Origin of the sequence: Paludisphaera rhizosphaerae, from assembly GCF_011065895.1 — a bacterium.
GTDB classification, from domain to species: Bacteria; Planctomycetota; Planctomycetia; order Isosphaerales; family Isosphaeraceae; genus Paludisphaera; species Paludisphaera rhizosphaerae.
Window position 1 is genome coordinate 1 of the sequence record NZ_JAALCR010000037.1, and the last position, 21,302, is coordinate 21,302.

At 67.3% G+C, this 21,302-nt stretch carries 11 protein-coding genes; 8 read left to right on the forward strand and 3 right to left on the reverse strand.

Going from position 1 to position 21,302, the window contains the following annotated elements; all coding sequences use genetic code 11:
* Positions 1 to 649: DedA family protein (locus tag G5C50_RS28340; RefSeq protein ID WP_165074505.1), on the reverse strand; the 649-nt coding region annotated here is incomplete at its 3' end.
* Positions 650 to 822: 173 nt separating this feature from the next.
* Here G5C50_RS28340 and G5C50_RS28345 point away from each other — a divergent pair.
* The 7 genes from G5C50_RS28345 (at position 823) to G5C50_RS28375 (ending at position 8,383) form a co-directional block, all read left to right on the forward strand.
* Positions 823 to 1,677, forward strand: coding sequence for a Uma2 family endonuclease (locus tag G5C50_RS28345; RefSeq protein WP_165074507.1), 855 nt, complete (start codon positions 823 to 825; stop codon positions 1,675 to 1,677).
* Positions 1,678 to 1,881: 204 nt separating this feature from the next.
* Positions 1,882 to 3,456, forward strand: coding sequence for a CARDB domain-containing protein (locus G5C50_RS28350; RefSeq protein ID WP_165074509.1), 1,575 nt, complete (start codon positions 1,882 to 1,884; stop codon positions 3,454 to 3,456).
* Between the two features lie 313 nt (positions 3,457 to 3,769).
* Positions 3,770 to 4,555 carry an alpha/beta hydrolase gene (locus G5C50_RS28355; protein ID WP_165074511.1) on the forward strand — a complete coding sequence of 262 codons (786 nt, stop codon included), beginning with the start codon at positions 3,770 to 3,772 and terminating at the stop codon, positions 4,553 to 4,555.
* An 83-nt stretch (positions 4,556 to 4,638) separates the two neighbouring features.
* Positions 4,639 to 5,883: a paraquat-inducible protein A gene (locus G5C50_RS28360; protein ID WP_165074513.1), complete on the forward strand. Its 1,245-nt coding sequence runs from the start codon at positions 4,639 to 4,641 to the stop codon at positions 5,881 to 5,883.
* An 84-nt stretch (positions 5,884 to 5,967) separates the two neighbouring features.
* Positions 5,968 to 6,966 carry an energy-coupling factor ABC transporter permease gene (locus G5C50_RS28365; RefSeq protein WP_165074515.1) on the forward strand — a complete coding sequence of 333 codons (999 nt, stop codon included), beginning with the start codon at positions 5,968 to 5,970 and terminating at the stop codon, positions 6,964 to 6,966.
* A complete protein-coding gene (locus tag G5C50_RS28370; RefSeq protein WP_165074517.1) occupies positions 6,956 to 7,579 on the forward strand; it encodes an energy-coupling factor transporter transmembrane component T family protein in 624 nt (207 codons plus the stop codon). Before G5C50_RS28365 ends, G5C50_RS28370 begins: the two co-directional genes overlap by 11 nt.
* A gap of 3 nt (positions 7,580 to 7,582) precedes the next feature.
* Positions 7,583 to 8,383 carry an energy-coupling factor ABC transporter ATP-binding protein gene (locus G5C50_RS28375; protein ID WP_165074519.1) on the forward strand — a complete coding sequence of 267 codons (801 nt, stop codon included), beginning with the start codon at positions 7,583 to 7,585 and terminating at the stop codon, positions 8,381 to 8,383.
* A 5-nt stretch (positions 8,384 to 8,388) separates the two neighbouring features.
* On the opposite strand, the gene G5C50_RS28380 is transcribed toward G5C50_RS28375, so the two are convergent.
* Positions 8,389 to 11,445 carry a serine/threonine-protein kinase gene (locus G5C50_RS28380; protein ID WP_165074521.1) on the reverse strand — a complete coding sequence of 1,019 codons (3,057 nt, stop codon included), beginning with the start codon at positions 11,443 to 11,445 and terminating at the stop codon, positions 8,389 to 8,391.
* A 201-nt stretch (positions 11,446 to 11,646) separates the two neighbouring features.
* On the opposite strand from G5C50_RS28380, the gene G5C50_RS28385 reads away from it, so the two are divergent.
* Entirely contained in the window at positions 11,647 to 12,816 is a 1,170-nt protein-coding gene (locus tag G5C50_RS28385) for an HD-GYP domain-containing protein (protein ID WP_240907405.1), read from the forward strand.
* A gap of 61 nt (positions 12,817 to 12,877) precedes the next feature.
* Here the strand turns inward: G5C50_RS28385 and G5C50_RS28390 are convergent, their stop codons facing one another.
* Positions 12,878 to 20,947 carry an MG2 domain-containing protein gene (locus G5C50_RS28390; RefSeq protein WP_165074525.1) on the reverse strand — a complete coding sequence of 2,690 codons (8,070 nt, stop codon included), beginning with the start codon at positions 20,945 to 20,947 and terminating at the stop codon, positions 12,878 to 12,880.
* Positions 20,948 to 21,302 lie beyond the last annotated feature (355 nt).

Genomic DNA, 21,302 nt, shown 5'->3' on the forward strand with positions numbered 1-21,302 from the left:
TCGCTTCCAAGTCGTCGGGGGGGAGTGGGACGTCCTCGTTGACGAGGACGGGCGGTCCGACGGGCAGGCCCGCTCGGCGCTGGCCCTGGTAGTGGCGGTACATGAGCCAGCCGCCGACTCCCGCCGCGATGGCGATCGCCACCCACTGCTGGGCTTCGTGGAGGCCCTTCTCGATCTGGTGCGCGAAGAGGTAGCCCAGCAGGAACATCAGGCTGGTGCTCAGGAGCACCGCGACAAGGTCGATCAGCAGCAGCTTGAGCGGCGGCAGCTTGAGGATGCCGGCGGTCAGGTAGGCGGCTGTCCGGAAGCCGGGCGCGAATCGGCCCAGGATCAGGATCTTGAAGCCGTGGCGGTGGAAATACCCCTTGATCTGGGCTTCGCGGGCCTTGGTCAACAGGCGGCGGGTCAAGGGGAGGCTGAGGACGCGCTCGCCGTATCGGTAGGCGATGAGGTAGACGAGGAAGTCGCCCAGCAGCACCCCGATCATGCACGACGAGAAGGCCAGCGGGCCGTTAAGCTGGCCGTTGCGGGTGAGGATCGCCGCCAGGAGGACGGGCGCCTCCTCCGGGATCGGAAGGCCGAAGCCCCCCAGCACCAGGATCAGGGCGATCCCGATGTACCCGAGTTGTCCAACCAACTGCTCCGTCAACCTCGGCTCCTGACTCTCGACGCGATCCTGCCCCGACCTCGGCGACGCCGCGCCACCCAACCACTGGTATCACAATGAGACCGGGGCGTCGAGAGCCCGTCTCGCTCCACAAGCTCCGCCGTGGTATAAATCAACTGAACGCCTGAACCGACGCGACGCTCGGGAGCCGTCTCATGAGCACCGCCAAGTCCAACTCCTCCAGGTCCTCAACGGCGACGACGCTGTTCGTTGACCCGTACGACCCGTTGTACCCCTCCAGCGACGGCAAGCCGATGGCGGACAGCACCCTCCAGTTCCAGTGGATCGTCACGATCAAGGAAGGGTTGCAGAGCCTATTCGAGGACCGAGCCGACGTCTTCGTCGCCGGCGACCTCCTCTGGTACGCCGTCCAGGGGGACCCTCGCGACTCCATGGCTCCGGACGTCCTCGTGGTTTTCGGTCGACCCAAGGGGCATCGGCGGTCGTACCGCCAGTGGGTTGAGGAGAACGTCGTCCCGCAGGTCGTTTTCGAGATCGACTCTCCCAGCAACACCGCGGCCGAGATGGCCGGGAAGCTCCGTCGCTACGACAAGCGAGGCGTCGAGGAATACTACTACTACGATCCCGAGACAGGGGCCCTGAAGGCCTGGCTGCGAGGTCCTGCCGGCCTTCGCGCCATCAAGAAGACAAACGGCTGGACGAGTCCCCGACTGGGAGTGACGTTCGAGGTGCCTCGGCGCAAGGACGCTCTCATCCTGCTCCGGCCCGATGGACTCCCGTTTCGGACGTTCGGCGAGTTGGCTCGCGACGAGGCGGCGGCGCGGCGGATCGCCGAGGCCGAACGCCAGCGACGACTCCAGGCCGAGCGAAAGACCAGGCTTGCGGAACGCATCGCCGAGGCCGAGACCCGTCGTGCCGAGGTAGAGACCCGTCGTGCTGAGGCCGAGACCCGTCGCGCCGATGAGGAAAGGTCGCTGCGTGAGGAGGCCGTCGATCGCGCTGAGCGCTTGGCGGCCCGGCTTCGTGAGTTGGGCGAAAGCCTCGATTGAGGCGGTCTATAAACGACTCGAGCCGCCTTGACCGGGATCGCAGCCGCGGGTAACGTGCCGACGCCCAGGAAGGGTGCCGTATGAAACGAGCCCGGCCGCTCCCCCCACGTCGAAGCCGAGGGGGCCGCCGAGGGCCCGGGATGCGCCCGCCCCGCCCGTGCGGGACGCGGCCCGCGGAGATGTTCTCAAGGAGGAGGACGAGGTATGTCCGACAAGCGACGGTCCGAGGGACGTCGCCGCGCCTGGGGGCGCGGGCCGATCATTTTGAAGTTCGACTCCCTTGAGAAGCGTGAAGTCCTCTCCACGGCCGCTCACAACCTGCCCGACCTGGTCGGCTCGTCGCTCGTCGTCGTTCAGAGCGCGGACTGGGGGGATTCGGTGACGGTGACGGGCCAGGTCACCAATCAAGGGGACGCCGCCGCCTCCGGTTCGTTCAACGTCGCCATCTACGCGGGAAGTCGGTTGAACATCAACCGTATGTCCGTCTTGCTGGGCGAGGTGACGATCCCCGACGGCCTCGCCGCCGGCCAGTCGATCCCCTTCACGACGACCGTCAAGCTCCCGGCCAACCCGGTCCCCGGCATGGGGTCGTCCGGGAACCTCGCTTTGAGCATGAAGGTCGACTCCTCGAAGCAGATCGTCGAGTCCAACGAGCGTAACGACAGCGGCATCGGTCCGGGTTACGACCAGGCCCTCATCCAGATCGCTCCGACGCAACCGGCTCAGATTCTCGCCACCTCGGTCGGCATCTATCCGTCGACCGCCACCTGGGGGCAGACGCTCTCGGTGACGACCCAGATGACCAACAAGTCCTACGGTGCGGCGCAGGCGACTCGCGCCCAGGTGGTTCTGACCCCCGCCGGGATCGCGCAGGGGACCGGGTCGGACGTCACCCTGGGCAGCATCAGCGTGCCGGCGATCGAGCCCTGGCAGACCGTGAACGTGGAGAAGACGTTCACTCTTCCCTCGATCCCGCCGGTCCTGCTCTCCGGGGCCACCTCGTTCACCCTGACGATTCTCCCGGACGCCGACTTCCTGACCAACCCGGTCGGCCCCCACGTGGCTGTGGGTGGGACGGGGATCGATCAGACGTCGGTGACGATCAACCTGCCGAGCGACGTGACGACGACGCCGATCCAGACCAATCTGCCGGACCTGGCTGTGTCGACCGTCTCGACGTCGACGAGCGACCTGGTCTGGGGCGGCAACTTCGACGTGACGACCAGCGTGCAGAACATGGGCAGCGTCGACCCAGGTCCGTTCCGGGTCCGGTTCCTTCTGGCCGGTCCCAGCGGCAACCCGAACCGGACCATCTTCCTGGGCGACGCCATCGTTCCGGGACTCGCCCCTGGCTACTCGCAGTCCATCACGCAGACTGTCTCGCTCCCAAGCAGGCTCCCATCGGGGATCGTGCTGGACGGCATCGGCACGGCCAAGATCGTCGCCATCGCCGACCCGGAGAACGGCCTGAACGAGACCTTCAAGAACAACAACACGGCCACGTCGTCGCCGGTCTCCCTGCGGCTGCTCGGGTCGGATGGGTCGACCTTTGTGCCTAACACGCCCGACCCAGAGGTTCTGCTCGACATTAACAAGCCGAGTATGGCCAAATATCAGAAGGCTCTGAAGCTGGCCCAGGCGGCGACGGCCACTCAGAACGGTCAGGCCGCTCCGACCAAGAAGCTCTATCGACGTCCCGCCATCAAGTCGAGCAGCAACGACAAGACGCTCGGGATCTTCCCGAAGTCGGTCGGGAATTTCTTCAAGGATCTGTTCTAAAGGTCGGTATCGGCAAAGTGGTCCAGACCTGCTGAGGCTTCCCCTTTTGTCCAGGTTTCGGACCGCTGGCAATCGACACAACCCTATCAGATTTCACGAATTCGAGGCGTCATCGGATCGCGTTTCGGGAAACTTGAGACAAAATGGAAAATAGCTAGGCGGTTTGTTGAAGAGCGGTAAGATCGCGGCTATGCTTGCCTGGTCTGATTCCTCCCTCGCATGAGGAGGGGGGGCGGCCGGCCGGCCGTTGGTCTCCGTCCAGAGCGTCCGGCCTCTGCCGCGCCCTGAAGTCTTGCCCCCAGAGGATTTTACGATGGCCCAGGATCGGACGGACGCGCAAGACTTCTCGGCGACGTCGCGGACGGCGGCATTCGTCGACTCCCATTTCGTGCCGGGCCAGTACGAGCCCAATTATGCGTACCCCCTGCTGGTCCTTCTGCATGGCCGAGGGGCCGACGAGGACCAGTTGGTTCGGGCCATGCCGGCCTTGAGCCGACGGAATTATGTGGGGCTCGGACTTCGGGGGCCCGTCCCCGTTTTCAAGCACGAACGTCAGGTGGGCTATTCCTGGGGGCAGGAATTCGAGATTCCCGCCCGAAGCAGCTTCCGAAGCGCTCCGGTTCTGGGTGAAGCGGAACGACTTCGCCGAATCCTGCTCGATCCGGAAATGGACCCCATGATGCGGTTGGAAGACGGCGTCTTCCGCAGCATCCGGGAAATCCGCAGCCTGCTGCACGTGCATTCCGAGCGGATCTTTCTGGTGGGTCATGGTGAAGGAGCGGCCGCGGCTTACCGCCTGGGCCTGAGCTTCCCCGACCGGTTCGCCGGGATCGTGGCGATCAACGGCTGGCTCCCGACCAACTTCCGGGCCCTTGCTCGATACCAGGCCTGTCGCGACTTCCCGATCCTCGTCGTCCATGGCGCGTGGAATACGCGAGTGCCGATCGGTCACGCCCGTCGCGACGTCGCCACGCTTCGAGCCGGCGGTTTGCGGGTCGCCTTCCAGTCCTACCCCTGCAACCATCGCCTCAACCCCGACATGCTGGCCGACGTCGACACCTGGCTCATGAATCGTTGCACGACTCAACCCGCCGTTTGATTCACGCGAGGGCCGATGTGGGGTTACAATAGAGCGTCGCGCTCGGCGTCGCTCAAACCCCACTCGATGAGGCCCCTTAAATCATGGACGGCGAGTTCGCCTGTCCTCAGTGCGGCCAGACTGTCAAGGTTCGGCGGCCCGGACCTGGGCGGCAGGCACGCTGCCGCTTTTGCAACAGCCTGATCGAGGTTCCCTTCCTGCCCCGCGTCGACGGGGCCTGGAAGCGTCGTCGATTCGAAAAGCCGAGATGGGTTCCCTGGGCCTGGGCCGGAATCATCCTGGCGGTGGCATCGCTGATCGCCACCGCGACCGTGCAGGCCCTGGTGCGAAGCGAGCGAGCGGCTCGGCTGCGGACCGTCGAGCGGTTGATCGACTCTTCCCAGGCTCATGAGTCGGCGGGACGGTTCGATCTCGCACTCATCGATCTGGACTCCGCGCTGACGGTTGCGCCGGCCACGGGGGTTGAGTTGGATGACCCCGATAAGCTGCATGGCCGCCGCCGCGATCTGGCCCGTCGCGACGTGGAATCCGTGCTCGGCAAGCTTGCGGCCGACGATCGACCAAAATCCCTCGGGTCCTGGTTGGACCTGATCGCCCGCGTGGGGGCCGATCACGACCTCGAACCAGTCCGAACGGACGTCCAGGCGCGGTTTGACTCCGCACTCAGTCATTGGATCGACGACGCCGCCGACCGGGCCGTCCGCGAACTCGATCCGTCAACGGCACTCGCGATCTGCCGCGACGGCGACGACCTGGCTCTTCACCTCCCTTCGCCCGCTCGGAAGCCCGCCCAGGACCGCTTTCGGGCGATCGTCGCCGCTCTGGTCGATCGTTGCGGCGCGGCGATCGATGAGGCTCCAGGGGAATTCGTCGTCGGGGCGAAAGCCGGGTACGACCGAATCTTCCGACCGATGATCCTCGAAACCCTCCGTCTGAAGGGCTATCTTCCTCCCCCCACGGAGCCTCGGTGGGCTGATCTCTGGACCAACCCGCCTTATCGCTTCACGTTCGCGGTCCGGGAGCGCCATGAGGGGACCTACCTGGGAACGCAGAATCGGCTCTCACGAATCGAGGCCAGGCTTTCCCTGACGGATCGAGGACGCGAAATCTGGATGACCGCTCCGAACGCCCGGACGATCGTTCCGGTTCCCAACCTGCCGTCGTATCTCGCCGGTCGACTGGCTCTGAGCCAGGATCGCGTGGAGGAGGCGGAGAAATTGCTCCACGACAACGCCTTCTCCCAGATCCGCGACCGGTTCCAACTGAGCCTGAAGAATCTCCCCGATCGCCCCGGGGCGGCGTCGACGGCGAGTCTTGGCCCGCGCTGAACGTCCCTCTTCACTGGGACGTCGGCTCCGGTATGATGATTTCACCAAACGCCATACCGTGACCCCAGCGAGTCAGGATGCGCCATGCATATTCCGGACGTGCTGATCGACTCTCGCGCCTCGCTCGTGACCACGCTGATCGGCGCGGCCGGCCTGGCTTACGGGCTTCGGCGCGTGCAGGACCGGCATGGAGCGCGGGCGACCTCCTTGATGGGGATGACGGCGGCGTTCGTTTTCGCCGCTCAGATGGTCAATTTTCCGGTCGGGCCGGGAGTATCCGGGCACCTGCTGGGGGGCGTCCTCTCGGCCGTGCTGCTGGGACCCTGGGCCGGCGCAGTGGTGATCGCCGCGGTCTTGATCGTCCAGTGCCTTCTCTTCCAGGACGGCGGGGTAACAGCGCTGGGGGCGAACTTCGTCAATATGGGGCTGATCGGCTCCGTCGTCGGCTATGCGATCTACGACCCGATCCGCCGCGCGGTGGGCGGGAGGCGGGGGATTCTGGTGGGCTCGATGACCGCGGCCTGGTTCTCCGTCCTGCTGGCCGCGGGAGCGTTCTCGATCGAGCTTGCGGCCGGAGGCGGTCGCGAACATTTCTTCCGGATCCTGAGCTGGATGGGGCTGGTCCACGCCGGGATCGGCGTGGGCGAGGCTCTCATCACCGGCCTGGTGGTCAGGTTCGTGCTGTTGACCCGACCCGAACTGATCGAGGTCGACGGTGAGGACACGCCGGAGACCGCGCGGTTCGGCTTCGGCTTTTCCACGATCGCCGCCGGGCTGGCGATCGCCCTGGCGGTCGCCGTGTTCGCATCGCCTTTCGCCTCCGATGCGCCGGACGGACTGGAGTTCGTCGGGGAGAAGCTCGGGTTTTTGCCCGACGGCGAGGCCCCGCCGATCATTCGCTCGCCCATGGTCGAATATAAGCTCCCGCTGCCGATCGAGCCTAAGGGGCCGTACGGCGTCAAGCTGGCGACGGCTGCGGCTGGGCTGATTGGGACGCTCGTCGTTTTCGGCTTCGCCTGGTCGATGGCCCGAGTTTTCGCCCCCAGCAACGGGGAGCAGGGGGCATGGGCTGATGCCGTTTGACGGGCCCTTGCAACGTCTCGACGCGCGAGTGAAGCTCGTGGCGGCGGTCGCTTTCGTGGTCGGGGTGGTCGCCGCTCCCTCGGGCTCCTGGCGGCTGCTAGGCGCGATGGCGGCCTGTCTCGCCGTCGCGGCGGCGGTTGGGCGGATCTCCCCCGCGCGACTGCTCGTGCGCTGGCTGGGGTTCGCGATCGTGGTCGGATTTCTCGCGGTGTTGGCGTCTGGGGCCGTTGCCGAACGGACGGGGCTGCCGCGGCGGTTGGTTGTGCTGGATCTCGTCGTTCGCAATAGTCTGGCGTTCGGTGCGATGATGATTCTGGCCGAGGTCACCCCCTGGTCGCGGCTCCTCTCGGCCTTGCGGCGTCTGGGCGTCCCGGCGGTTCTGACGGCGACGATCGCGATGATGCACCGCTACCTGTTCGTCCTCCGCGACGAACTCGACCGCATGGCGACGGCCCGCCGGGCTCGGACGTTCGGCCGGTCCGGGCTGACGTTCAGCGTGCTCGCGGGACTGATCGGGATGCTGCTGTTTCGGGCGCTGCTTCGCGAGGAACGCGTCTTCGACGCCATGACCGCGCGGGGGTGGGACGGCGAGTTTCGGACCCTGGACGACTGAGCCGTGCCGACCGACGATGCAACCAACGCCCCGACGCCCGCCGTCCGAGTGAACGGACTCTCCTACGCCTACCCTGACGGCCGGCGGGCTCTCGACGGTGTCGATCTGGAGATCTCCCCGGGGGAATCCGTGGCGTTGGTCGGACCGAACGGTGCAGGCAAAAGTACGCTGCTCCTTCACCTGAACGGCCTTCTGCCCGGCAAGCGGTCCGTCCTGGGACGCCGGGCGACCACTTCGGTGTGGATCGACGGCCTGGACGCCTCGCGCGAGGCCGCGGCGGTTCGGCGCAGGGTGGGGCTGCTGTTTCAAGATCCCGACGATCAGCTCTTCTCGACGACCGTCCTGGAGGACGTCGCCTTCGGCCCGTTGAACCTGGGGATGAGCAAGAACGAGGCCCGTCGACTGGCTCTGGAATGCCTGGCGCAGGTCGATCTCGTCGCCGCCGCCGATCGGCCGCCGCATCACCTGAGCTTCGGCGAACGCAAACGAGCCTGCCTCGCCGGCGTGCTGGCGTGTCAACCCTCGGTCCTGGTCCTCGACGAACCCACGGCGAACCTCGACCCCCGTGGTCGTCGGCGATTTCTGGAGTTGATCGCCTCCCTTCCGGCGACCAAGCTGATCGCAACCCACGACCTGGAGATGGTGCTGGAGATCTGCCCTCGGACGGTCCTGCTGGACGCCGGCCGGGTCGTCGCCGACGGACCGTCGAGAACTATTCTCGACGACCAGACTTTGATGGAGACCCACGGGCTGGAACGCCCGCTCGGCCTCTTGATCGAGCGTCGAGACGAGGCGACCCGCTGATTCGGTCACCGAGCCGTCGGCGAGGTTTCCAGGGCGTGGCGGAACTCAGGACGGTCGCGAAGGGACGCCATGTCGGGGTCTGAGGCGGCGTGATCCGGCGGGAAACCGGAGGCCACGGCGCGCCCCAGCAGCTCCAGCGCCCGAGCGTGTTCGCCGAGCAGGGCCAGTGCGCATGAGGCGTTGTACAGGCCGTTCGCGGTCGGATGCGCGACGAGGCGGTCGATGTCGTCGAGAGCGGCCCGCTTGCCGACGCGGGCGCGCTCGACGGCTCGCAGCTCGACGGCGTCGAAGAAGTTGGGCTCGGCCTCGATCGCCTCGTCGAGATGCCTGAGGGCGGCGGCGGAATCGCTGCAACGCAGGACGTTGGCGAGCCCGTAGTGGGCCAGGGGGTTGTTCGGCTGCTCGGCCAGGACGGCGTTGAAATCCTCCGCGGCCTTCTCCGGCGAGTTCCGAAGTCGGATCACGCCCCGCGCGGCGCGGATTTCCGGACTGGGTGAATGCGCGAGAAGCTCGTTGAACAGGTCGTCGGCCTGACGGGACTTGCCCTGGCGGTTCAGCGCGTCGGCCAGGGCGGCCGCCACGCGAGGCTCGTTGCGACCCTTGAGAATGGCCTTCCGCAGATCGAGCTCGGCCTTGGCCGGCTCGTTCAACTCCAGCTCGACCAGGCCCCGATTGGCGCGGGCCTCAAGGAAGTTGGGGTCCAGGGTTAGAGCCCGGGAGTAGGCGTCCGCGGCCTCGCGAGGACGGCCGGCCAGAGACAGGGCGACGCCTCGGTTGAAGTGGCCCCAGGCGTAGTCAGGCCGGGTGACGACGCAGGCCGTGAAGTCGCCGACCGCCTCGGGGTACCGCTTCTGCTCATAGTGGCAGTGACCCAGCGCGAACCACGCCCAGAACGAGGTGACGTCCAGCGCCACCGCCTCGCGCAGAGCCTGCTCGGCGGCTGTCAGATCGTCCATCGAGAGGTGGAACATTCCCAGGGTCGTCCAGTCGCGGCAGGTCTTGGGGGGCCGGGCCGCGGCTTCGCGACGGTCGCGCTCGGCTCCCTCACCGTCGCCCAGAGCCGCCCGATAGCGTGACCTCTGGCGGAACAGGACGGACGGGGGAGCCGGAAGCCTGACGGCCAGGCGGTCGAGCCGTGCGACGGCCGATTCCAGGACCTGGCGGCGACGAGACTCGGACTCATCCTTCGCCGCGATGACGCGAGCGTGGACGTCCTCCAGAATCAGGTCGACGATCGATTCGCGTACCGCGGTTCGCTCGGCGGCCTCCAATCGGAGGATCCAGTCGCCGCCCAGCACCCCCTGGGCCTCGTCGACTCCCGCCGCCTCCAGCGTCGCCGGAGCCAGGAGCAAGCCGCGATGAAGGCGTTCCTCGTCGTTCGAAGCGTTGAGGAGGAACTGGCACTCCTGGGAGTCGCGTTGGAATTTGCGGAGCATCAACCGGGCGTGGAGCGCCTCCGTCGCCTCGTAAACGTGGAGACCGAGAATCATCACTAGCCCGAGGACGATGGCCGCCGCGCCGGCCGTGGATGTTGACGAGCAGGCCGCCGGATGTCGCCGCGCCCATTTCGCCGCACGCTCGGCCAGGCTGGGTTCGGGGCCGTACTTCATCGGCAGATCGTCGAGGAATCGGCGAAGATCTTCCGCGAGGTCACCGGCGCAGGCGTATCGGTCGTCCGGGTTGGGAGCGAGGCATTTCGCCGCAAGGGCGTCCAGACTGTAGGGGACTTCCGGGACGCGGGCTCGAAGCGAAGGGGGGGCCTGCTGACGCTCGGCGATCATCCGACGGACCAGTCCGAGGGACCCGCCGACCCCCTCTTGAGTGGGAAACGGCGACTCACCGGCGATCATCTCGAACAGGATCAGGCCCAGCGAGTAGATGTCCGACCGCTCGTCCACGGCCTCGGGGGAGGTCGATCCCTGCGGATCGAGCGCGTCGAGGTGTTCGGGCGACATGTAGGGCAAGGTGCCGCCGAGCATCGCCCGTGCGATCGAGGCGTCGGCCTCCTGGTCCTCGGTCGGCGCCTCGACCGAGAGGTTGAAGTCCAACAGCATCGGGGTTCCGTCGGCCGCCATCAGCACGTTTGAGGGCTTCAGGTCCCGGTGCAGCAATCCGCGGGAGTGGGCGTGCTCCAGGCCCTCCGCCAGCCGAGCGACGACCCACACCGCCGCCCGGATCGGATCGGCGCGGCGAAGAAACCTGCGTGCGGGAAGGAGATCGTCGTCGGGGTGGTCGCCGGCGGCCTCGGATGCCGGCCGATCCAGCATCCATCGCAGGGGAGCGAATTTCCGCGAGGGGCGATCCGGTCCTCCGCGCATGATCGAAGTCGGACGATTGCCGGTATGGGCCGGGTCCAGCCGCACCGAACCTGAATCGTGGAGCCGAAGGCGGCGCGACTCCCTGCGGCTTGAAACCGGGGAGTCGACGCCGACCGGAGGCTGTCGCTGCGTGAGACGGTCCAGAGCCGCGATCAAGCAGGGGCGTCCGGCTTCGCCCTCGCAGCGCGCCTGCGCTTCTTCGAGGACCTGGGCCAGGTTCGCACCTCCCAGGTAGGGCATGCAGAGCAGCCTCAAGCCCGTCTTTGGGTCGTCGTGGACCGAGTGGACCGGGACGATGTGGGCGTGCTGGAGCCGAGCCAGAATCTGGGGCTCGTCCCCCTCGGCCGCGGAAACCTTCAGGGCGACGCGGCGACCTGCGAGATTGGCTTCCTCCGCCAGGAAGACGCGGGCGAAAGCTCCCCGACCCAGCTCGGAGATCAGTCGAAAGCCGCCGACCTCGTCGCCGGGACGGGGAAGGGCCGGACCCTGGTCCGAGCTTCGGCCGAAAGGGAGCCCCGTTTCATCGTCTCCGCCGCTCTCGAAGACGCAGGTGTCCTTGTCGATGTTCCGTCCGTCGAGCGGGCTTTCCGAGGACTCGAAGTCCATCGCCTCGCTGGGTGCCGACCGCAAGGCGGACCTTCCCCGTCGCGAAACCGGCTTCGAGGCCCGCAGCGATTCGAGCGAATCAACGGAGCCGATTTCAAAGTCGGCGAACGGCGAGTCGTCGGAGCGGTTTTGCGCCATTATCGAGTCGCTCTCCCTCTGGATCACAATCGCCGGCCACCGGCGCGTCCATCCAAATCGGTAGGTCCCGGCGTGGAGGTTGGCCAGCCGTTGTGGCGTTCAGGCAACACGTTTCCGGGTTTCCGTCGTTTCGTCGCGACGTGTCCTAGGCTTGTAATGTGATACCCGGTTCAAATAGGCAGGATGATGAGGGGGGCGAACATGTACGCGGAAGGCTCAGGACGGGCGCGGCAGGCCTTTTGCGAGGAGCGAGAGGCTGGGCCGGCCGATCGCAGCGGCGACGCCGCCGGCGGCGATGAAGGGGAGCATGTCGTTATTGGTCGTCTAACCCGTCGAATGAAAATCTCGGATCCCCCGGGGCGATTCCAGGCTCTGGCGACGAACGTCCTTCGCGCGTCGCTGGCCGCCGAGGTCGTGGCCTGGGTGCCGGTGGAGGACCACGAGGACGTCGTGGTCAGCGGCGAGGTCGTGGGGCTGGGCTCCAAGGCTTTGCGGCTGCTGGCGTCCGCACTGGGACGCGATCCGGTCCGGATGGCCGATAATCCTGAGTCGGCGCGAGCCGCCCACGCCCCGGAGGCCGTTCGGCGGTTCGCCGTCGTGGCGGCGGGCACCGCCGGCGCTCTGATTGTGGTCAACCCGGCGGAGGGCCGTCCGTTCGGCTCCCTGGAGATTGAGCGCACCCAGTACGTCGCCTCGCTGATCGCCACCCAGTCCCACAACGCGCGGGTGTACGCCGACCTGAAGGATCTCCTCTTCGGCATCATCCGCGCTCTGACCGCGGCGATCGACGCCAAGGACCCGTATACCTCGGGTCACTCGGAGCGCGTCGCCCGGATCGCCGTTCGACTGGCCGAGGAACTGGGCTGGCCTCCCCAGAAGCGAAGCGACCTCTACCTGGCCGGGCTGCTCCACGACATCGGCAAGATCGGCATCGACGACGAGGTGCTCAAGAAGCACGGGCCGCTCAGTCCGCAGGAATACCGGCGGATCCAGCAGCACGTGGAGATCGGTGTGACGATCCTCCAGGACCTGAAGAAGCTCCGGCACATTCTGCCGGGGGTCCGTCACCACCACGAGAGCCTCGACGGCACCGGCTATCCCGACCATCTGGAAGGGGACGAAATCCCGATCGAAGCGCGAATCCTGGCCGTGGCCGACTCGTTCGACGCCATGTCCAGCAACCGGCCCTACCGCAAGCGGCTCTCGCCGATGCAGATCGACGAGATCCTTGAGAAGGGCCGCGGCGTCCAGTGGGACCCCGCCGTGATCGACGCGCTCAAGGCCTGCCGGATGGACGTTGAGGCCATCCGACAAAAGGGCCTGGGCGAGAGCCTGATCGGCGCCGTCGACCTGGCGATCGGACGGCGTTGACCCAGGCGATCGATACCATGGCCGGGCCCGACGGTAGAGTCGTCGGGCCCGGCCGACTCGATCAACGGAACCCGCCGGCGGCCGCGCCGGGAGGCTGTTCGGCGGGAACCGCGTAGCGATTCTGAAGCCGCTCGATCTGCTTCAGGTTGTTGCCCCGGTTGAGCGACTGGATGTTGGCGTCGAGGGCCTGGTTCGGGGAGAAGGGGACGTTGTTCACCCCCTTCTGAATTTCGTCTCGCTGCTCCCTGATCAAACCCGGCGTTGCGATCGGTTCGGGTTGTGGACCCAGGTACGCCTTGCCGCGATGGAAGGCGTATTCGGAAATCCCCTTGCGGACGACGACGGTCGCCTGGCCGTGCAGCCCCTCGGCGGCGAAGACGCCGCGGAGATCGGTCTCTCCCGAGCGGAACTCGGGATCGGCCGAGCCCACGACCTTCACCTGGACTCGGCTGGCCGGAGCCTTGGTGCGGGCGTCCCGGACGACGGCCCGGAGCCGGCCGGCCGGCGCTTCCTCCAGAACATCGACTTCGAGCGGGCTGACCAGGACCACCCCCGAGGCGTAGAGGTCGCCGCCGCGGATCATCACCAGGTACGCCCCGTTCTTGGTCAGTGGCAAGTCGATCGTCTTCGTTTTGTCCTCGTAGTCGTCGCCCGAACCCAGGGAGATCGACTGCTCGAACAGCGGCGTGATGCCGGCAAGATCCACGCCAGCGATGGCGTCGAGGTTCCGGCGGGCCAGGTAGAGTTGCATCAGGTCGACGGGGTGCACCGTGACGTCGACCCTGGCGATGTTGCGATACGTCAGCTTGATCTGCGCTTTGCCGTCGGTTGCGGCGGCATCGGGCGCGATCCCGATGTTCCGCAGGCCGCCTCCGGCGACGGCCGGCTCGGCGGGCGGGCGGACGACGGTGATCTCATCGACCTTCAGGTCCTTGCGGGTGTAGTACGCGACGGCGTCCGCGGCGTCGGTGAACTGCTCGGCCGCCTGGCGGTAGTATTCGAGGGCCCTGGTCGGCATGAGGCGGGCGTCGAAGATCTGGCCGAGGATAAAGACCGCCGGCCATTTATTCGGGCTGGAGACGTCGGCACCGGAAGCGTCCTTGTATGTCGCCTTGGCGATTGCCTCCGCCAGTTTCACGGCCTCGTCGTAGCGGCCGAGATGGAAGTCGGCCAGAGCCTGGCTGTACTGGAAGGCGTCCAGGAACCGGCTTTGGGGGTACATCGCCGCGTAACGGGCCGACGATTTCACGACGGCCGGATAGTCTTCCAACTCCAGCAACGTTCCAACCAGCGCCAGGCTGGCCTCGTCGGCGATCGGATTGGTCGGTGACTGGGCCAGGAAGGTCTGGATCATCCGGGCCGCGTGCAGCAGCAGGCCCGACCGCGTTACGCCCGCCGAGGCGAGCTTCCGTCGCAGAGTCGGATCGTCGATCGACCGCGTCGCGGCGTCGGCGACGACCTGAGAGAGCCCGAAGAAGTCGGTCTCGATCGACGGCGTGTTTGGATACTGCCGCCAGAGGTCGACGAGATAGGCCGTCGCCTCCAGGGGCTCCCCGCGCTGGCGGAGAAGTTCGCCGACGCGGGCGTCCTCGACGTAGCCGGCCTCGATCAGCCCGCGCCAGACGATCATCGCCCGTTCGTGCTCGTCGATGTCGCGATAGGCCCGGCCGATCACCTGGAGTTGATCGAACGTCAGAATCATTTCAGGCGAGCGTTCCTTCACGACCTCAAAGTCGCGGACGATCTTGCGAGCGTCGTAATGGGCGATGTCGATCAGCAGGAGCATCCGCGAGACGTCCTTGGCGACGTCGTCGCGCAAGGTCCAGTCGGTGTAGAGCGACTCCAGCGGCGCGGCGGCCTCGGCGAGGCGGCCGGCGTCGAAGAGGGTTTTGCCGCGGGCGTAAAGTTCGTCTGGCGTGGGTCGGATCTTGTCGTCGTCGGGCTCGCCGGGGGAGAGGACGCCGAACGAGCCGGGCTCGCCGACGTGGAACCGCCCGGGCTCGTCGATGCTCCGCACCGACGCCGGCAGCGTCTTGTACTTGCCGGGGAGCCAGCCGAAGACGTCGTACTGGATGCCGCCAGGGTTGACGTCGGGCGGGAAGTAGAACGTCAGAACGCCGTCTGCCAGCGTGTAGGACGCGGCCGAGGATTTGACCGTCCCCTCGATCAGCGTCGTCCCGGCGGGGAGTCGCTCCTCGACAACGAGGAAATCGCGGTCCCAGACGGGCGTCTCGGAAGGGATGTTCCGCCAGACGACCAGCCCGACTCGGGCCCGGCCGCCGTAGGCTGCGTGAGTGGCGACGTTCTCGAACGTCGACGGGTTCACCGCAGCCGAGAAGCCCACGGGGAGCGTTTTGCCGTCTAGCTCAGGTTCGGCCGGCCAGTAGACGCGGCGATCGACCCAGGCGATGCGGCCGTTACGGTCCTGGTCGGGGCCGAACTCACGGGTGAAACCCGTCAGCCCGACCGAGTAGTGGAACGTCCCCCGGCCTTCCAGGGTGAAGGCCACGCGATTGGCGTCGTTGGCCTTGATCGCCTCGACGGGGACGGCGATCTCCTGAGCTTCGGCCGCGCCGGCGACGTCGATCTCGGAGACCTTGCGGTCGTTGACGACGACGGTGAGCTTGTACCGCTCGCCGCCGCCGGTCGTCTTACCGTGGAACGCCGCCAGCGCGGCGACGGCCGGCCCCTTCGCCTTGACGGGGTTCCACCCCAGGCCGAACCGGTGTGCCTCAAGCCACTCGACCCCCTGAGCCAACTCGTTCGCCTGGGGACGAGTACGAGCGTAAGCCAGGCAGGCGAGCGCCGTGGTCTCGGCCGTCGACCGCAGGCCAGCGGCTTGATTGGCGCCTTCCCAGTAGAGCCGCGGCCGTCGGCCCGGCGCAGGCGTCTCAGTCTTCGCCCTCGGCGCGAGGATCGCCAGCGATTCGGCCGCCAGCTCCGGACGCCCGAGGTTGGCGAACGTCAGCGCCAGATGTGCGAGCGCGGCGTTCGAGAGATTCTGACGCTCGCGATTGAGGCTGTTGGCCGCCTCGAAGCCGGCTCGCTTGCGGACGCTCAGGGCGTGCAGCAGCGCCGCGCGGGCGTCGCGGTCTCGGCTGTCGACGCGGCTGATCGCGGCCTCGATCCAGGCCGCGCCCTTGTCGAGGACCGATGAGTCAGGGAGCAGGCCGAGTTCGCCGGCCGTCGCCAGCGCCCAGAAGACGGAGGCCGTCGTGTAGCGGTCGCTCCCCGAGACCTGGGCGTTGTTCTCGGGTCGATCGGGTGCCGCCGCCATCCATCCCCAACCGCCGTCATCGCGCTGGGAGGCCGTCAACTGAGAGACGAGCCCCTGAATCCGTCCGACGAGTCGTCGGGCGTCGCCCGAGTCGCCGGCGCGGGCCTTGCGCAGATAGTCCAGGGCCGAGGTCGCCGCGAGCAGATCCGCGGCGCGATCGGCGGTCGTCGGGGGAGGGAAGCATCCCCAGATGATCTTGCGACTCTCGAACGGCCGAAGGTCCGAGCCCAGGGCCAACTCCACGATCATCCGCTCAAGGCTAGGCGAGACGACGATTCGCATGGCCGGGTTTTCATAAGACCGCCCTCCGGGGAGGCCGACGAAAACCGTGGCGCCGTCGCTGCTGGACCCCGAAGCCGAGGCGAAGGTCTGTACGCCCCAGGGACGCACCGGCAGTTCGGCCGCAACCCGGTCCGAGCGGTCGCCGATCGTCGCGGTGAGCGTCAACTTCATCTCCCCCTCGCCGGCTTCGATCGGGTCGAAGAGGACCTCCTCGACGCCGTCGCCTTTCAGCTCGACCGTCTTGGGGAGGACCTGCTCACGGCCGCCGCTCCCAGCGGTCAGCTTGAGGGCTGCTGCGCCGGCGGCGACACCCATGTGGTGGATCCGCGCCATGAACCGCGGCCTGTCCCCCTGGGTGAGCGCTGGGGGGGCCTTCAACTCGACGAAGAAATCGCGGCGGATTGTCACCGAGGAGAACGCTTCGCCGACCAGCGTATCCGCGCCGGTGGCGCCTCGGGCCGTGATCCGATACTCCGACATCGCTGAAGGCGCGGGGAACGTCACCTTCGCCTTGCCGTCCTCGCCCGTGACGACAGCAGGATTCCAGTAGGCCGTTTCGACGAACTGCTCTCGGGGTGCTTCGTTCACGCCCCATAGGGTGGAGCGGTCGGCGTCTTCTCCCAATTGGGCCCGCTTGCGAAGCATCCGCCCCTCGCCGCGTTGGTCGTCGGCATCCTTCGCTTTCTCCTCCGCTTTGGGCTCGTAGGCGAAGTTGTCCGAGAACGCGGCCCCCGCAGCCGGCTTCCCGGCCGCCATGCCGCCCCGACGGCCGCCGAGGCCAGGTCCCATCATGCCGACGGGTGCCGGTGCGGCCGGCGCAGCGGCGACGAGCCCTTCCAGGGATCGACCGACATCGGTCCGTCCCGCCGCGTTGGCGGCGAGGGCCGTTCGCCGTTCGGCCTCGTCGACGACCGCCCGCGAGACGGCCGTGGTGGCCGGAGCGTACCGGAAGGTGTTCGTCGACGAAACGGCGAAGGCGCCAACTCGCGTCTGGTCGTAGAAGAACCGACCGATGGGGGGCAGCGGATCGGCGAACCGCCGCAGGAGGGCCTGATCGACGACGGCCAGCGACAGCTCCGCCTTGACGGGACGGCCGAGCTGATCGAGCGCCGTAACCTCGACCTCGACGGGGTCGCCGGGACCGACCTGGGGCTTCGTCGGCTTCACGGTCACGCGCAGGTCGCGTTCGACGGCCACGTCGAGCCGGGCGTGGTCGAGCTTGTCGCGCCACATCCGCGTCGCCGTCAGGGTGAAGTTCGGGAACTGGGGACCGTCCACGTCCCACGAGACGGCGTTGTCCCCCTCGGCGAGGGTCACGATCCGATACGAGAGGATGCGGTCGGCGTCCCATGTGAGGAGCGCTGTGCCGGCGCGGCCTCGGCTGTGCAGGTTCACCCGGGCGGGCTCGCCGACCTTGTACCGGGTTCGGTCGGCGATCAGCCGAAGCGTCGTCTCGTCGTCCTTGCCGGAGATGAAGAGCGGTCGGTCGGCGACGACCGAGTTCCCGAAGCGGTCCGTTCCTGAGACCCGGACCAGGAAGTGGCCGCCCGCCGCGTCGTCGGATCGGAAACTCACAGCGCCGCGGCCTTCGGCGTCGGTCTTGAGCGCCTTTCGCTCGACTTCTCTCTCGACGGTCCTGCCGTGGTCGACGACCACCTTCACGAGCGCGGTCGACAGCTCCTGAGGCGTGGGCGTTCCCAGGGCGTCGGTCGTTCGGACGCGGGCGGAGAACGTCTCGCCGGTCAGGTAGACGGCTCGGTCGGTCTCCACCTGGGTCGAGAACGCTTTGACTGCGATCGAGAGCTGGGCAACCGTCCGGACGTCGTCCTGCGGCAGCACGGCGACCAGGACGATTTGCTGCTCCTCGGCCAGACTCTCCGTCGGGAACGAGACGTGGAACTTGCCGTTCGCGTCCGTCCGGCCCTGGACCTTCCGCCCGTCCGGCAAGGAGACCTCGACCGGCCGGTCGGCCGCCGGGGCGCCGTACTGGAAGCGGGCGATCACGTCGGCCTCAACCGTCTCGCCGCGGTAGTAGACCGTTCGGGGCAGGTCGAAGGCCAGGTCGAGCGGCTGAAGCACGTACGACTGAACCTGAAACGAACCAGAGAACTCGCTCTTCCCTGGCTGGAAGACGCGCACCTGATAGCCGCCGACGGGAGCCGCCGAGTCGATCGGGACCGATTCATGGAAGGTGCCGAATTCGGAGAGCGTCACGTCACGAGCCGCGATCCGACGGCCCGAGGCGTCGACGACCTCGAAGCGGTACGATGCCCCGGGAGTGTTCGCGTACTGGCCGGCGGCGACCTCGCGGACGACGCCTCGAATCAGGGCCGTCTGCCCAGGGCGGTATGCGGGCCGATCCGTGTAGATGAACGCCCGCGGCGCCAGCCCTCGTGAGACCTCGGCCCGCACGCCCAGGCTCGACCCGGCGACGTGCGGGCCGTCGACGAGCAGATAAGTCAGCCGGCGATTCGCCTCGCGAGCCGGCGACCAGTCGTGCAGCAACACCCCGTCCGCGCCGGTGGCGGCTTCCAGGACGACCTGGCCGGCGTCGCAGATCAAAACCCGCGCGTTCGGTCGGCCCTTCCCGGTCTTCGCATCCTGGGCGAAGACGAGCACCTGATCGCGGGACGTTTTCACGATGGCGTCGAGGTCGCTGGCGACCACCAGGGTCGTCGCCTGGAGCGTCTTCTGGTCGGTGACCTTCACCACGTAGACGCCCGGCGTTTCCAGCTTCTTCAACGCGTAGTCGACCGAGACCGGCTTGAACCGGGCATAGCCGGGGACGTCTTCGGTCCACTCGGCGTCGGGGGCGACGAGGCCGATGTCGAGCGATTCCACGTTCTCGAAGCCGTGCTTCTTGCGGAAATACGCCTCGGCGTTCAGCTTGTAGGCCGTGAACGTCAGCCGTTCCAGGTTCCTTGTGGAGATCTGGAGATTCGCCGTCTCACCAGTGCGGAAGCTGCGCGGTGTGACGACGGTCAGCGTCGTCGATTCCATCACGGCGATTCGCTGCGCCGCCTGCATGGCCCACGGCTGCGTCTTGATCTTCTTGTAGGCCTCGACGGCCTCGGCGAGCTTGCCCTTTCGTTCCTCCAGGATTGTGCCGGTGAGGAACTGAGCGTGCGCGGCGGGCTCGGTGTCCGGGAACTTACCGAGGAGAGTCGACCAGGCGGCGATCGCCTCGTCGTCGTGCTTCTCCTCGGCGTGGCTCCAACCGATCTGGAAGAGGACCTCCGGGACGCGGGCGTCGAGAGGGTTCTGGGCGACGAACTCGCTCCAGGCAGCGCGGGCGTCGCCGAAACGACCCAGACGGACGAGATCCTGGGCCTTGGATAGCTTTGCCGACAGAATAGCTCGCTGGGCGTCCGCGCTCTGGGGACCGTCGGGGTACTTGGCCAGATATCCCTGCCAGGCGGCGACCGCCTCGTCGAACCGAAGCTGCGATCGAAGGACGTCGCCCACCTGATACGCGGCCGTCATCGACAGCTCGGCCAGATCCTTGCGAGCCTCGTCCGTCTCGGCCTTGTAGCCTTCTCCAGTAAGGAATCGATGGAAGGCGTCGAGGGCTTCCTCGTGTCGGTTCCGGGCCAGATAGGACGCGGCGATCTCGTACGCCGCGCGGACCGCTCGGGGGTGGGTCGGATAGGCGGCCAGGAACCGCTTCAAGGCGGCGACTCCCAGCGTCAGGCTCTGGGAGTCGGGCGGGTTCGGTACGCCGTAGGTTGCGGGGATCAGGGCGAGGGCCTGGGCTCGCGCGTCGTCATCGGCCGGGGTTCGGGCTTCCGGCTTCATGCGCTCCACGTCGCGGGCCAGGTCGGTCCAGGCGAGACGGGCGTCCAGCGGGCGGCCGGAGTCTCGGAGAGCCTCGCCCAGCATCAGCCGGGCGGCCGAGCGTCCGGGGAGGTTGGGGAAGTCCTTGAGTCGAGCTTCCAACTCGGTCACGGCGCGAGGATGGTCGCCGAGGATTCGGCTGACTCGGGCGATCTCGACAGTCAGGTCGCCCCGCGCAGCGGCTCCCTTGGCCAGCAATCGAGCCTGGATCAGCAGCTCACGAGCGCCCTGGGGATCTGGGGGAGTTACGGGGTCGTCGGGCTTGAGGAGACCCCGGGCGAACGACTTATAGACGTCGGCCAGCCGATCCTTGCGTTCGTCGGCCAGGAGCGGGATCGCGGAGGCTCGCGCCAGCTCCTCGGCGCGGACGGCGTCGCCCGCAGCCAGCTCCAGGGTGGCCAGCTCGTAGCGAATCTTGGGGATCCAGACGCTCTTCGGGTGGGCCTCCATCGCCTTGCGGAGCCCTTCCCGCGCCGGATCTCGGCGGCCGTCCAGGCGGTCGGAAATCGCGATGAGGAATTCCAGGTAAGCCTGCTCATCGTCGCCGTTCGCCTTGCCTCGAAGCGCCGACAGCTCGGCGCGAGCCTCGGCGAATCGGCGTTCCTGCAAGGCCGCGACCACCTCGCCGGGGATCGTCGGCGCGGCGGCCGGTGGGGCGCCTTTCACGTCGTCGGGGGCGATCACCCCAGTCAGAGAGGCGGCGACAAGCGACCCAATCCATGTGCAGAAGAGAGGCATGGAAACGGCCTCCGAATGGTTCAGAGCGAGAGAGGGGCGGCGCGATCGAGGGCCGAACGCCTTGTCTTTGGACGTCGGCCCGGCTCCGCGGGTTCCGACGTACCCAGGCTCGTCGACTGACGCAGCCAGGTCCCGTTGGTTCAACGTGCCAGTCCGGCCCCTCTTAGTCGAGACCCTGAAAACTCGCGCAAGTGCGTGGTTGGGTGTGTGCGTTATTGGCGTTTTCGGCGAAAATGACTAAACCGTGTCGCCCCCTGGCGTCAGGTTTCGAATGCCGTCTATGAGGAGAATTGTTTTCGTGCCGTGGAGTCGCGGGGCTTAACGAACTGAAACGAAGACAGTCGGCAACTCCGCT

Excerpts from the sequence above, each read along its gene's own strand:
- G5C50_RS28385 (WP_240907405.1), top strand. The coding sequence starts at position 11,647 with ATGTACGCGGAAGGCTCAGGACGGGCGCGGCAGGCCTTTTGCGAGGAG.
- G5C50_RS28345 (WP_165074507.1), top strand. The coding sequence starts at position 823 with ATGAGCACCGCCAAGTCCAACTCCTCCAGGTCCTCAACGGCGACGACG.
- G5C50_RS28360 (WP_165074513.1), top strand. The coding sequence starts at position 4,639 with ATGGACGGCGAGTTCGCCTGTCCTCAGTGCGGCCAGACTGTCAAGGTT.
- G5C50_RS28390 (WP_165074525.1), bottom strand. The coding sequence starts at position 20,947 with ATGCCTCTCTTCTGCACATGGATTGGGTCGCTTGTCGCCGCCTCTCTG.
- G5C50_RS28380 (WP_165074521.1), bottom strand. The coding sequence starts at position 11,445 with ATGGCGCAAAACCGCTCCGACGACTCGCCGTTCGCCGACTTTGAAATC.
- G5C50_RS28355 (WP_165074511.1), top strand. The coding sequence starts at position 3,770 with ATGGCCCAGGATCGGACGGACGCGCAAGACTTCTCGGCGACGTCGCGG.
- G5C50_RS28370 (WP_165074517.1), top strand. The coding sequence starts at position 6,956 with ATGCCGTTTGACGGGCCCTTGCAACGTCTCGACGCGCGAGTGAAGCTC.
- G5C50_RS28365 (WP_165074515.1), top strand. The coding sequence starts at position 5,968 with ATGCATATTCCGGACGTGCTGATCGACTCTCGCGCCTCGCTCGTGACC.
- G5C50_RS28350 (WP_165074509.1), top strand. The coding sequence starts at position 1,882 with ATGTCCGACAAGCGACGGTCCGAGGGACGTCGCCGCGCCTGGGGGCGC.